Genomic DNA, 12,068 nt, shown 5'->3' on the forward strand with positions numbered 1-12,068 from the left:
ACATAGCAGAGGGAGACCAGCTCGTTAAACACGGACGTATATGCATGATTGATCGTAAACAAGGCAAGGTATGACTGCTCTGCATCCATATCAGTGCTTTTGAATTACAAATAATAATCAGGGTTAACACTCATAATTTGATGCTGTACAGTTAATTGCCATGCATATATGTCATAATAATACCAGGCTTTTGAGCCAAGAAGCTCTAAAAACAACTATGCACAACAGGTCGGTATATGTCATTGGCTTTCCGCACCGCGAGAATCTTCTGGCAAAAGAGGGCCGTTAAGTGGTTGGCGGTGCGGCCCGCCCCGGCTCCCGCCGGGGACCCCCTGGTGGTGTCACGGTTTTTGCCAACGCGAGAATAAAGTAATAACCGCATAACCCTGCATCGCATCACGAGTGCAAAAACACGCGCCACCGCGACTCTGCGCCAACGCCACATACCGCCGAACGTTAGGTGCAATATAAAAACCCGTAAATAAAATGACTAAAACAATTATTATCATTGCTATCGTGTTGATTGCAGTATTTCTGCTACTTACATCACGAAATAAAAAAGGGGAGTCTCCTCTGACTAATACTAAGCCAGAGAAAATAACTAAACCCACTAATCAGATCAATAATGATAAATTGATCATTGTGAAAACTGTTAATCTAGATTTATTAAAACAAGCTATCAAGTCTTTCTGTAAGAGTTATAATCAAGAAAGCTTTATCGCATTACCTAGGCTTACTATTCTTAATGATATTTACATAGTCACATTCCCTTACGACATCGATTTTGAACGGTTTTGTTACTTTATCAATTACTTGAAATATCCAATTGATATCAATCTTAAAGAATACAAACCAGGTATAGTGGCATGGTGTACAACCAAATCCCAGGATATCTGGATGACAGATGAAATAGCTAATAAGCAGGTAATGCTTTATATTCCCGATTCGGATAAAGAGTATGATAATGTATATTTAACCACACAGGACAATATTGGATTTAAAATGGGCTTTGCATTAGGTAAAGCTCACAAGAAATTGGATCAGCCTATTCTCCTGTATAGGAATCCTGAATATAAGCTTAACGAAATACCAAGCAATGAAATAATTGATTTTGAATAATATACTGCACCTAACAGGTCGGTATATGTCATTGGCTTTCCGCACCGCGAGAATTTTCTGGCTAAAGAAGAACGCTAAGTGGTCAGCGGTGCGGCCCGCCCCGGCTCCCGCCGGGAACTCCCTGATGGTGTCACGGTTTTTGCCAACGCGAGAATAAAGTAATAACCGCATAATCCTGCATCGCACCACGAGTGCAAAAACACGCGCCACCGCGACTCTGCGCCAACGCCACATACCGCCGAACGTTGTAGTGCATTTAAATAAAACCGGAACCCATAATGATTACAGCAACGAAATTTAAAATATTCGAAAAATACAATGGAGATGGAGACGGTTTTGTAAGAACTGGAACTAAATCAGAAAAAGAATGCCTCGATTATAACGACTGGCTTATAATTGACAGTATGATTCAAGATTTACAACTCGTAAAAAATGGATTGAGTTCCAAAACTTTGGAGAACAAAATCAATCAAAAGTTACACGACGAGTTCGACTCTGAAGCAAGAGAATTAATTCAAAAAAGACTATGATTTTCAATTACGACCAAGAAAAATTTCAGGAATGGGATGTTTTCAACGGGATAAAATTTTATCGTAAACTTGAATACGAAACTGCATTTGACGGAATAGTTAAAATTTATAGTCTCAAAACAGATAATTCTCAAATTAACAAACTCTTAGAAGGGCTATTCTTTCATGGGTTTGTTTATCCAACAAAGAGTGGATTGTTACTAAGACAGTTCAAATCAAAAAAATCTTGGCCACAAACAAGATTGGTGATTTTAAATTTTTCAACAATAGACTTGAGCATTATCACTAAAACAAAATCATCATATGACACTTGGACGGTCAAAGAACTAGGAGTAGGTAAATATTTGATTAACCTTTCTCCAGATGAAAAAATTGAATATGAAAAAAAATGAAAAACGCACTACAACAGGTCGGTATATGTCATTGGCGCCCCGCACCGCGAGAACTTTCTGGCTAAAGAGGACCGCTAAGTGACCGGCGGTGCGGCCTGCCCCGGCTCCCGCCGGGGACCCCCTCCTGGTGTCACGGTTTTTGCCAACGCGAGAATAAACAAATAACATCATAGCCCTGCATCGCACCACGAGTGCAAAAACACGCGCCACCGCGACTCTGCGCCAACTGCACATACCGCCGAACGTTAGCAACAATAGCATATGAACGAATATCAAACAGTATACATTTATCAACCTTCAGGAATTGAAATAGGCCACTATTTCTTCTTTCTAATGATGGTCCTCTTAGGTTTTGGAATTGCATTGCTTATTAAAAAGACATTCAAAACATATTCTTTACCAAGACAAACTGCAATCTTCTTTTTTGGTTTCATTGTCGGTGGAACTAGTATTATTTTTCTAATTGTATTATTAATTGGAACTCCCAGATCAATAAAAGATAAGAAGGAACTCAAAAGTCTTATTGAGTCCAAAAATTTCAATGTTGTCGAAGGCTCAACGGGAAATTATTACTCGAAGCCTTATGGAGGAGATGATCTTATAACATTTTCAGTTAATGAAATGAAATTTGAATATTTTGACCACTTTATTCAAAAAGGGCATAATAAATCCTTAAGAAATGCTCGTCCAATTAATCGTAATGGTCAAAAGGTCAGAATCTCTTATGTGATTAGAGACAATGAAATAATTATCTTAAAAATTGAGGCTAAACAATAGCTACTGTTGCTAACAGGTCGGTATATGTCATTGGCGCTCCGCACCGCGAGAACTTTCTGGCTAAAGAGGAACGTTAAGTGGTCGGCGGTGCGACCTGCCCCGGCTCCCGCCGGGGACCCCCTCCTGGTGTCACGGTTTTTGCCAACGCGAGAATAAACAAAACAACATCATAATCCTGCATCGCACCACGAGTGCAAAAACACGCGCCACCGCGACTCTGCGCCAACGCCACATACCGCCGAACGTTACCACACATTTTATCACAAATGCACAAAGCTATACAAAAAATATAACAATAGGTTTTATATGCAATTGGACTACAGGGATTTAGGTTCAGAGCTTAGACAACATCTTGACGCAGATGAAAGATTAATTTGGACAGGCATTCCGAAGCAAGGATTTCAATTAAGAGGATCAGATATTTTTATGATTCCATTTAGCTTGGTGTGGGGCGGTTTAGCCATTTCTTGGGAATTTGATGCCTTACAATCAAATGATTTGCTATTTGTTATCTGGGGAATTCCATTTGTATTAGTAGGTCTTTATATAATTTTTGGTAGATTTTTCTATGATTCTGTGTTAAGAAAAAGAACAGTGTATGGAATAACACAAAATAGAATAATAATCAAATATGGGGTCCTAAAGAGTTCTATCAAATCTCTTGATATTAGGACTCTAAGTGATGTTACAATAAATGAAATGCCTGATGGTAGTGGAACTATTATGCTAGGTCCAGAATCTTTGATGTATGGTATGTTTAGAGGATCAGGTTGGCCCGGGACTAATACGAAATTAGCTCCTGCGCTTGAAATGATCCCTGAAGCAAGAAAAGTTTATAGGCGTATTATTGATTTACAAAAAGAAAAATAAAAACGTGTGGTAACAGGTCGGTATATGTCATTGGCTTTTCCGCACCGCGAGACCTTTCTATCTGAAGAGGTCCATTAAGTGGTCGGCGGTGCGGCCCGGCCCCGCTCCCGCGGGGCACTCCCTCCTGGTGTCACGGTTTTTGCCAACGCGAGAATAAACAAAACAACATCATATCCCAACATCGCACCACGAGTGCAAAAACACGCGCCACCGCGACTCTGCGCCAACGCCACATACCGCCGAACGTTATGCTTAAGCCTAAGTCGTCCTGGACTAAAAAGGTAAAAGCCACAGAATCACAAATCAAAATGGATAAGAACAAAATTGTAATCATTTTATTACTTCTTTCAACTTTGGGGTGTACGCCAAAAAACAGGAGATATGGAAGTATTGATTTTATGGCATATAACTGGACTATTCCAAATAATGCAAATGATTGGACAATACATTGTTCCACGTATGCATTAATCGATAGCCTTGGATACTGTAATTTAATTTATGATCCAGTTTATCCTAAGACAGAAACCAAGTATTTAAAGTTAAAAATGGGGAGAAAAGCAATAAACAGATTGATTAATGTTGCTGCGAACTTACCTACAGATGTTGATTTGAGGCCTAAAATTGGAACCACTTTAAATGATGGACCATCCTTGAAAATTCGATTTAATAATGGTGCCCTGACGAAAACTATACATTTTTTTGATGACTCAAATCCTAAGATAAAAGACTTACTCCAGTTCTATTACTTTACAGTTTCAAATTACAATTCTACCAATACTGGGGTTATTGATACCACATACCTTATAAACAAGAAGGTTGGTTTTATCGAATACTCAGTTAAATCAGACTATTTATTAAGACCCCCACCACCAGCACCATCTGAATTTGAAAATATAGAATAAAGGCCTAAGCATAACAGGTCGGTATATGTCATTGGCGCTCCGTACCGCGAGAAATTTCTGGCTAAAGAGGACTGTTAAGTGGTCGGCGGTACGGCCCGCCCCGGCTCCCGCCGGGGACCCCCTCCTGGTGTCACGGTTTTTGCCAACGCGAGAATAAAGTAATAACCATCATATCCCTGCACCGCACCACGAGTGCAAAAACACGCGCCACCGCGACTCTGCGCCAACGCCACATACCGCCGAACGTTAGGTTTAAGGCTAAAATATTCACGAAGAAAAATAATACTGAAAAAGCAAGAGTTTGCCAGTGCTTCGCACTGTCAAACACATGCTTTTAATGGTTTTCAGGTTGTTACTTCTCAGCAAAAAGTACAAGTAACCTACCACTATTTGAAGGATTAAAAAGCATTACTCGGACAATCATCCAGGGATAGAATCCGAATTAAAACAAAATCGTATACTACCACCTCAAAATGAATACAATAAAAAAAACAAGTTTTCTGAAACTTCTATATCTCATTGCAATGGTTTTAATCACGCAATCAGTCAGTGCTCAGACAACAAGTGAAGAAACTATTCTTAGCACATACATGAACCAGTTAGGCCTGCAACTTAATCCCTACCTTGATGAAAACCTCTTTCGGGGCTTCATGCCGGAGCTGGTCTTTGGAATAAGATACGCTTACCATGTGGCACCACATTTTTCAGCAGGGCCGGAGGTAAATGGGTTTTTCCCGGTCAATCTCAAATCCGGTAACGACTTGTTTTTTTTCAGGTTGGGTGCCGGAGCCTTTGCCCGGTATTCATTTTTCCCGGAGAGCAGAGTCAGGGTTTTTGCTGAAGTTTTACCATACTATTCTTACAGGTACTGGGAGGAGAATCAGTGGCTACCGGAATTAAGGGAGAGCAGATTTGGCCTTTGCCTTAGTCCTGGTGCCTCACTCTATTCCAGATCCGGTAGGTTCAGCATCGATCTCTATATTAAATTCTCCAATATTGATTTCGTCAATAGTAAGCATTATGTCTTCTCATATAAAGTGAATTATCATTTTTGATGAACAGGCCTGTAAAAATACCTCTATATGCAGTTTTGCTGATCGGCTGCACATTCTGCACAAAGATCATCGAAATCAATGTTCCATCACATGAGCCTGTACTTGTTGTCAACAGCCTTTTCACTGACGGGCAAAGGATCAGGGTCCATCTGAGTAAAACCGCGTCAGCATTCGACTATTCAACTCCAACTGTTGAAAATGGATTAGTCAGGCTTTTCTGCAATGATGAAGAAATTGACACCCTCATTTTCAATAACGGGTACTACTATTCAGATGTAGTAGCCCTGCGAAATGAAAAATACTCATTGTTTGTCAGTGTGCCTGATATGGAGAGTGTATCCTCAGAAGATATCATTCCGGAGAAGACCTTGATAGAATCATATGTTCACAGGGATTCGATTATGATGGATGATAACAATCACCCGGTTATGCAATTGGAGCTGGAATTTACAGATAAGCCAGGGCCGAACTTTTATGAGCTTTCCGTTATCGCAGATTACTATGTGGCTGGCTTTAATTATCGTCATAGTGTTGGTTTTAAGTACAGTACAGATCCCGTACTGGTTTCAACAGGCCTGCTTGATTATTATGCTGAATCCATTGTATTTACTGATGAATTATTTGACGGGGAACAGACAAGCATTAAGGCAAATTATTGGATTCAGACAGGTGAAATGCCTCTGATCGGAGAAGGGCCTGAATACGGTTATATTTTATTCGTGTCTCTCCGCTCAATATCCGAGTCATATTACAATTATATCAGGAAGCAGATAATCTACCAGTACAGCCTGGAATCCAACATTTTTACCGGGCTGCCGGATCCGGTACACATGTACTCAAACATTACCGGAGGTTACGGCATCTTTGCCGGTTATTCATCAGACAATAAAACGATCAATGTTGTGATCAGGTGAAAAGACTGACATTCATATTAGCTATGTTTATGTTTGCCTTGGTCATGAGCCATGGCCAGCAGGTAACCATAAGCGGATATATCTCCGATGCTGAAACGGGAGAAAAACTGATCGGCGCTACTGTTGTTTGCATTGATGACGGTTCATATGCCATCACAAACGGTTATGGTTACTATGCAATGAAGCGCCTCCCGGCAGCAGATACAATACGGCTTCAGGCATCATTTGTGGGTTACATACAGGATACCATAAAGGTTCTTCCGGACGCAAACCTGAAAATCGACTTTGAACTCATATCCGATATTGTCATTGAGGAGGTCACGGTTAAAGCTCCCCGTCCTCTTACATATGACAGGAAAAAAGAGATGAGCACAGTTTCAGTCCCTGTATCGAAAGTCATTGTACTGCCCGCCCTGGGAGGAGAATCGGATATCCTTAAGACACTTCAGCTGATGCCCGGGATTCAGTCAGGCAATGAGGCCTCAAGCGGCCTCTATGTCAGAGGAGGCAGTCCTGACCAGAACCTGATAGTCATTGATGATGTACCGGTCTATTATGTAAACCATCTGGGAGGTTTTGTTTCTACATTTAATTCAGATGCCATAAACAGTATGAAACTGATAAAAGGAGGCTTCCCGGCAAGGTATGGAAGCCGCTTATCGTCTGTTCTGGACATCAGAATGAAAGAGGGGAACATGAAGGAGCAGCATGGAAATTTCATGATAGGAATGATTGCTTCAAAATACATGATTGAAGGCCCAATAAAAAAAGATACAACATCATACCTGATATCCATACGGAGGCTCATGTACGATCTTATAACCAAGCCGCTTACCTATTTTTCAAGCAGCGGCGTTTCTGTCGGATATACTTTCTACGATTTTAACGCAAAGCTGAATCATTGTTTTTCACCTGATGACAGGGTTTATCTCAGCATCTATTCAGGTGACGACAAAATAACGACCGTAAACAGGATAGAACATGAGGTAAGCAAGATGGCTCTCCAATGGGGGAATATTCTCGGTTCGTTCAGGTGGAACCATGTCTACGGAGACAGGTTGTTCAGCAACCTCACTGTCTATTCCACAAAGTATCGCCTGGATAATGAGTTTAACTACACTATGAAGGCTGATGACCTTAAAGAAGAGTCGTCATACAGGTATTTTTCAGGTATAGTTGACGTTGCCGCAAAGATAGACTTTGACTATTATGTCAATCGATTCTATTCAATTAAATATGGTGGAACAGGTATCTGGCATTTTTTCAATCCAAATACAATGACCTTTCGGACCTCCGGCGACTTTGAAGAAACGGAGTCAGTCATGGGAAGCAGTAAGCAACACGGGTTTGAAACTGGCGCCTATATTGAGAATGAGATCTCCGTAGGTGGCAGGTTCTTTACAGATATTGGATTAAGGTTTTCCAACTACCGGACATCGGGAAGGAATTATTCATCGGCCGAGCCACGAGTGCTTACAAGCCTCAGGCTTGGAAGCGCCACATTCGTGAAAGCATCATTTTCAACCATGACACAATATGTGCACCTGTTAACAGGTTCAGGACCAAACATGCAAAATGATACCTGGGTCCCGGTAACTGACCTTATAGCGCCGTCGAAAGCCATGCAGTATGCTGTCGGAATTGAAAGAACATTTGGTGACGGGCTGTTTGATGCAAGCCTGGAGGGTTATTATAAAACCATGAATAATCTTATTACTTATAAGGAAGGTATATCGGCTCTCTCCTCATCGATCGACTGGCAGTCACAGGTTGAGACAAACGGAACCGGCAAATCATACGGAATAGAGTTCCTCCTGCAGAAAAAAGCAGGACCTGTGACGGGTTGGATCGCTTATACCTATTCAAAGACAACCCGACGGTTTGAGAATTTAAATTCCGGGAAGGAGTTTCCGTTTAAGTATGACAGGAACCACGATATCAGCATTGTATATCTCCAGAGGATAAGAAGCAATATTCAATTATCAGCCACATGGGTGTATGGTACGGGTAATCCGTATACCCTGGCCACGGAAAGATACAGGATGATCACCAGTCCAGGTGACAATCTTGACGCGATAGGTAGTTACCAGGACTATGGCCTGATCTATGGTGACTTGAACTCATCGAGGATGAGGGAATACCATAAGCTTGACGTGGGAATAAATTTTTACAAGGAGGTCAGGTGGGGCGAGCGTACACTTAGTTTTAACATTTACAATCTTTATAACCGGCAGAACCCGTATTATTATTTTATTGAAAGAACAGCTGAGTATGATTCCCATCATCACGAAATCCCGGGCACTCAAAGGTATGCCTTGAAGCAGCGAAGCTATTTCCCGATTATTCCGTCAATTAGTTATAGTATTAAGTTTTAAATCAGATCCTGTATCGCTTAAGAAGTTGAAATCGTTCTGTCAATATTGGCTTTCAGGCACATCACGCATGGGATGGTTCTCTGCAAAAAAAATGGTGTTGCCAATGCGTGAAGAGCCTTCAGCGAGTTTTAATGAACGGCGGTTAATTGTTTAGTTGAAAACACCAAAAGTGAATAAGCCCTAAACCTAACAGGTCGGTATATGTCATTGGCGCTCCGTGGCGCGACAATTGGGTAAACAAAGAGGCGGTTTTGTGGTTGGCGCCACGGCCTGCCCCGGCTCCCGCCGGGGACTTCCGCCAGCTGGCGGATCACGGTTTTTGCCAACGCGAGAGTAAAGTAATAACAGCATAACCCTGCATCGCACCACGAGTGCAAAAACACGCACCACCGCGACTCTGCGCCAACGCCACATACCGCCGAACGTTAGCTGCAATTATATGACATTCAACACAATATCGCATGGACTTTCAACATGACCAATCTTGGAATAACCTAATGGAAGTGTTAGACTCAAAGCTTCCAATCAAGGAAAGTTGGAATAGAATTATAAACTTCCATGAAAGCATAATTTCTAAACCATACTGGAGTTCTTTGAGACAACTAGACTTTGAGACCGAACAAGATGAAATCTGTAGTTGGCTTGAGCAGTTAGTCATAAAATCACCTGTTCCACAAAACACTGTAGCATTTTGGGTTGGTATTACAAAGATGAAATACAAATCAAAAATCCTACCTGCAATATATGTAGTTGGCTCAAAATCATACGATAAAGACAAAATTGAGTGGGCTTGTAATCCAGTTTACGAACCTGATAATAGATATGCTCTTCCAGAAATCCTAGCTGAAATAGACAAAATTATTAAATCTGACAAGGGTAACTATGAATTCTTCGATTGGTTATTTCCTATGGCTTATTGCTCCTTAACATTTGATGAAATTATCAGATCTAAGCTTAAAAAGGAACTATTTCTAAATGGCAGAAAAAGAATGTTTATTACTGTGGGCCACGATGAGGGAGATTTTGTGAATGTATCAACCATAGAATAATTAAGTATTAAACCTTAAACTTCTTAAAGGTAATAAGTAATAATAACAGCAGCTAACAGGGCGGTAAATGCAACCGCCTTCTGTGCCGCGAAAACTTCGCGGCCACACCGACAGATTAGTAATGGCGGCACAGGCCAGCCCGCAATGGTGTCACGGTTTTTGCATACCCCGACAACCTTGTAACAAAAAGAATAATCCAACACACCAACACGATTGCAAAAACGCGTGCCACCGCGATGCTGCGGCGGCAGCACTTACCGCCAAACGTTATGCCCAATGCTTTTACGGCAGACCAACCAACAATAATAACTAAAGAATAAATTGACCAATGTGTTTTGCAGTATACATAGGGACAGATAAAGAATTAGAATTAGGAACGTTCGTTCCTGAGCAAACAGACATATATTTTGAGAAACTTAGTGACGAAGAAGAGACTGCCTTACGACTTAAATTCTCTAAGACAAACATTTATTACGTTGGTTCGGACACAAGTTGTTCTTGCGGACTTGTTTTTGAAAGTGAGGACTTTGATGACCCTGACGAACAAACAAATAAAAAATCACCGCAACGATTCATTGACTTTTTAAAAGAAGCGACAAAAGCAGAAAACATTGAATATTATTGCTGTTGGGAGGGAGATTGGTACTTGCCGACTGAACACGAGCGAGAACTTGACATTAGAGATATTTCATTGGACAAAAACTATTTCGTTGGGACTCAGAAAGAATTTATCAATTTTAAAAAGCAAATAGACGAGTGAAAGAAGCACAGGGCATAACAGGTCGGTATATGTCATTGCCTTTCCGTACCGCGAGAATTTTCTGGCTAAAGAGGACCGCTAAGTGGCCGGCGGTACGGGCCGCCCCGGCTGCCGCCGGGGACTCCCTCCTGGTGTCACGGTTTTTGCCAACGCGAGAATAAACTAATAACTTCATAACTCTACACCGCACCACGAGTGCAAAAACACGCGCCACCGCGACTCTGCGCCAACGCCACATACCGCCGAACGTTACCGCTAATGCCAGAAACCCTGCAAAAAATATCAAAACATTTGGAAAATGTTACCTAATTAGCTAACTTTGCAGAATGAATGAAGGAATAATCAGGAAAATATTCTACTTCAAGAACTATTACCTAGACTTCTTCAGCTCACTTAAACCTGAAGTCAAGAAAAAGTTCAACTGGACACTTCTTCTTATCGCAACGGTAGAAAGAGTTCCTGAAAAATACTTCAAACATTTAACGGGCACGAGCGGGATCTATGAAGTCCGTGTTGAGGTTGGCAGTAATATTTACAGAGTACTCAGCTTCTTCGACAAAGATCAACTAGTAATCCTGGTTAATGGGTTTCAAAAGAAATCGCAAAAAACCCCAAAGAGAGAGATTGAATTGGCAGAAAAACTAAGAAAGGAGTACTTCAATGAAAAAGAAAGAAAATAAGATGCTCACTTCATTTGAAGACCATCTTGATGAACAGTATGGCAAGAGAGGCACTGAGGAGAGAGAACGCTTTGAGACTGAATTTGAAGCATTCAGACTTGGTGTAATGCTTCAAGAACTTCGTAAAGAAAAAGGATTAACACAAGCCCAGCTTGCTGAGAAATGCGGCACTACTAAAACCTATATATCACGTATTGAGAATGATGCATCTGATATACGGCTCTCAACTCTAATGAGAATCTTCCGTGAAGGACTTGGTGCAAATCTCAGACTAAGTATCGATATATAAGAATCAGGCACAAGCGGTAACAGGTCGGTATATGCAATTGCCGCTCCGTGGCGCGACAATTGAGTAACTAAAGAGGAGGTTTTGTGGAAGGCGCCACGGCCCGCCCCGGCTCCCGCCGGGGTCCCCCTGTTGGTGTCACGGTTTTTGCTAACGCGAGAATTAAGTAATAACCGCATAATCCTGCACCGCACCACGAGTGCAAAAACACGCGCCACCGCGATGCTGCGGCAACATGCACATACCGCCGAACGTTGTGCATAATTGTGGGCAGCTAACCAAACCATATTAAAGTGAATTCTACCCAGCAACATTATAGAGAAAGTAAGGACCTTCAAATACTTTCTCACCAAGTATCT

At 41.5% G+C, this 12,068-nt stretch carries 13 protein-coding genes; all 13 read left to right on the plus strand.

Features of this window, described 5'->3' with window-relative positions; all coding sequences use genetic code 11:
* The first annotated feature begins 486 nt into the window (after window positions 1-486).
* Window positions 487-1,119: a hypothetical protein gene (locus NC238_15685; GenBank protein ID MCM1567347.1), complete on the plus strand. Its 633-nt coding sequence runs from the start codon at window positions 487-489 to the stop codon at window positions 1,117-1,119.
* A gap of 278 nt (window positions 1,120-1,397) precedes the next feature.
* Entirely contained in the window at window positions 1,398-1,649 is a 252-nt protein-coding gene (locus NC238_15690) for a hypothetical protein (GenBank protein MCM1567348.1), read from the plus strand.
* Window positions 1,646-2,041, plus strand: coding sequence for a hypothetical protein (locus tag NC238_15695; GenBank protein MCM1567349.1), 396 nt, complete (start codon window positions 1,646-1,648; stop codon window positions 2,039-2,041). The genes NC238_15690 and NC238_15695 overlap by 4 nt, the downstream gene beginning before the upstream one ends.
* A gap of 261 nt (window positions 2,042-2,302) precedes the next feature.
* Window positions 2,303-2,818 carry a hypothetical protein gene (locus tag NC238_15700; GenBank protein ID MCM1567350.1) on the plus strand — a complete coding sequence of 172 codons (516 nt, stop codon included), beginning with the start codon at window positions 2,303-2,305 and terminating at the stop codon, window positions 2,816-2,818.
* 312 nt (window positions 2,819-3,130) lie between these two features.
* Complete coding sequence (locus NC238_15705; protein MCM1567351.1) at window positions 3,131-3,688, plus strand: hypothetical protein; 558 nt, start codon at window positions 3,131-3,133, stop codon at window positions 3,686-3,688.
* A gap of 308 nt (window positions 3,689-3,996) precedes the next feature.
* Window positions 3,997-4,590, plus strand: a complete 594-nt coding sequence (locus NC238_15710) for a hypothetical protein (GenBank protein ID MCM1567352.1) — start codon at window positions 3,997-3,999, stop codon at window positions 4,588-4,590.
* A 473-nt stretch (window positions 4,591-5,063) separates the two neighbouring features.
* The gene (locus tag NC238_15715) at window positions 5,064-5,645 is read left to right on the plus strand and encodes a hypothetical protein (GenBank protein MCM1567353.1); all 582 of its coding nucleotides are present in this window, start codon (window positions 5,064-5,066) and stop codon (window positions 5,643-5,645) included.
* Complete coding sequence (locus tag NC238_15720; GenBank protein MCM1567354.1) at window positions 5,645-6,559, plus strand: DUF4249 domain-containing protein; 915 nt, start codon at window positions 5,645-5,647, stop codon at window positions 6,557-6,559. Before NC238_15715 ends, NC238_15720 begins: the two co-directional genes overlap by 1 nt.
* The gene (locus NC238_15725) at window positions 6,556-8,934 is read left to right on the plus strand and encodes a TonB-dependent receptor (protein ID MCM1567355.1); all 2,379 of its coding nucleotides are present in this window, start codon (window positions 6,556-6,558) and stop codon (window positions 8,932-8,934) included. Before NC238_15720 ends, NC238_15725 begins: the two co-directional genes overlap by 4 nt.
* A gap of 497 nt (window positions 8,935-9,431) precedes the next feature.
* On the plus strand, window positions 9,432-9,983 hold the full coding sequence (locus NC238_15730) for a hypothetical protein (protein MCM1567356.1): 552 nt from the start codon (window positions 9,432-9,434) through the stop codon (window positions 9,981-9,983).
* 328 nt (window positions 9,984-10,311) lie between these two features.
* A complete protein-coding gene (locus NC238_15735) occupies window positions 10,312-10,743 on the plus strand; it encodes a hypothetical protein (protein ID MCM1567357.1) in 432 nt (143 codons plus the stop codon).
* A 326-nt stretch (window positions 10,744-11,069) separates the two neighbouring features.
* Window positions 11,070-11,423, plus strand: coding sequence for a type II toxin-antitoxin system RelE/ParE family toxin (locus NC238_15740; protein MCM1567358.1), 354 nt, complete (start codon window positions 11,070-11,072; stop codon window positions 11,421-11,423).
* Window positions 11,404-11,712, plus strand: a complete 309-nt coding sequence (locus NC238_15745; GenBank protein ID MCM1567359.1) for a helix-turn-helix domain-containing protein — start codon at window positions 11,404-11,406, stop codon at window positions 11,710-11,712. Before NC238_15740 ends, NC238_15745 begins: the two co-directional genes overlap by 20 nt.
* The last annotated feature ends 356 nt before the right edge of the window (window positions 11,713-12,068 follow it).

This window comes from Dehalobacter sp. (genome assembly GCA_023667845.1).
Lineage (GTDB): Bacteria > Bacillota > Desulfitobacteriia > Desulfitobacteriales > Syntrophobotulaceae > Dehalobacter.

Coding starts and splice junctions, on each gene's coding strand:
- NC238_15685 (MCM1567347.1), top strand. CDS start 487: ATGACTAAAACAATTATTATCATTGCTATCGTGTTGATTGCAGTATTT.
- NC238_15690 (MCM1567348.1), top strand. CDS start 1,398: ATGATTACAGCAACGAAATTTAAAATATTCGAAAAATACAATGGAGAT.
- NC238_15695 (MCM1567349.1), top strand. CDS start 1,646: ATGATTTTCAATTACGACCAAGAAAAATTTCAGGAATGGGATGTTTTC.
- NC238_15700 (MCM1567350.1), top strand. CDS start 2,303: ATGAACGAATATCAAACAGTATACATTTATCAACCTTCAGGAATTGAA.
- NC238_15710 (MCM1567352.1), top strand. CDS start 3,997: ATGGATAAGAACAAAATTGTAATCATTTTATTACTTCTTTCAACTTTG.
- NC238_15715 (MCM1567353.1), top strand. CDS start 5,064: ATGAATACAATAAAAAAAACAAGTTTTCTGAAACTTCTATATCTCATT.
- NC238_15720 (MCM1567354.1), top strand. CDS start 5,645: ATGAACAGGCCTGTAAAAATACCTCTATATGCAGTTTTGCTGATCGGC.
- NC238_15730 (MCM1567356.1), top strand. CDS start 9,432: ATGGAAGTGTTAGACTCAAAGCTTCCAATCAAGGAAAGTTGGAATAGA.
- NC238_15735 (MCM1567357.1), top strand. CDS start 10,312: ATGTGTTTTGCAGTATACATAGGGACAGATAAAGAATTAGAATTAGGA.
- NC238_15740 (MCM1567358.1), top strand. CDS start 11,070: ATGAATGAAGGAATAATCAGGAAAATATTCTACTTCAAGAACTATTAC.
- NC238_15745 (MCM1567359.1), top strand. CDS start 11,404: ATGAAAAAGAAAGAAAATAAGATGCTCACTTCATTTGAAGACCATCTT.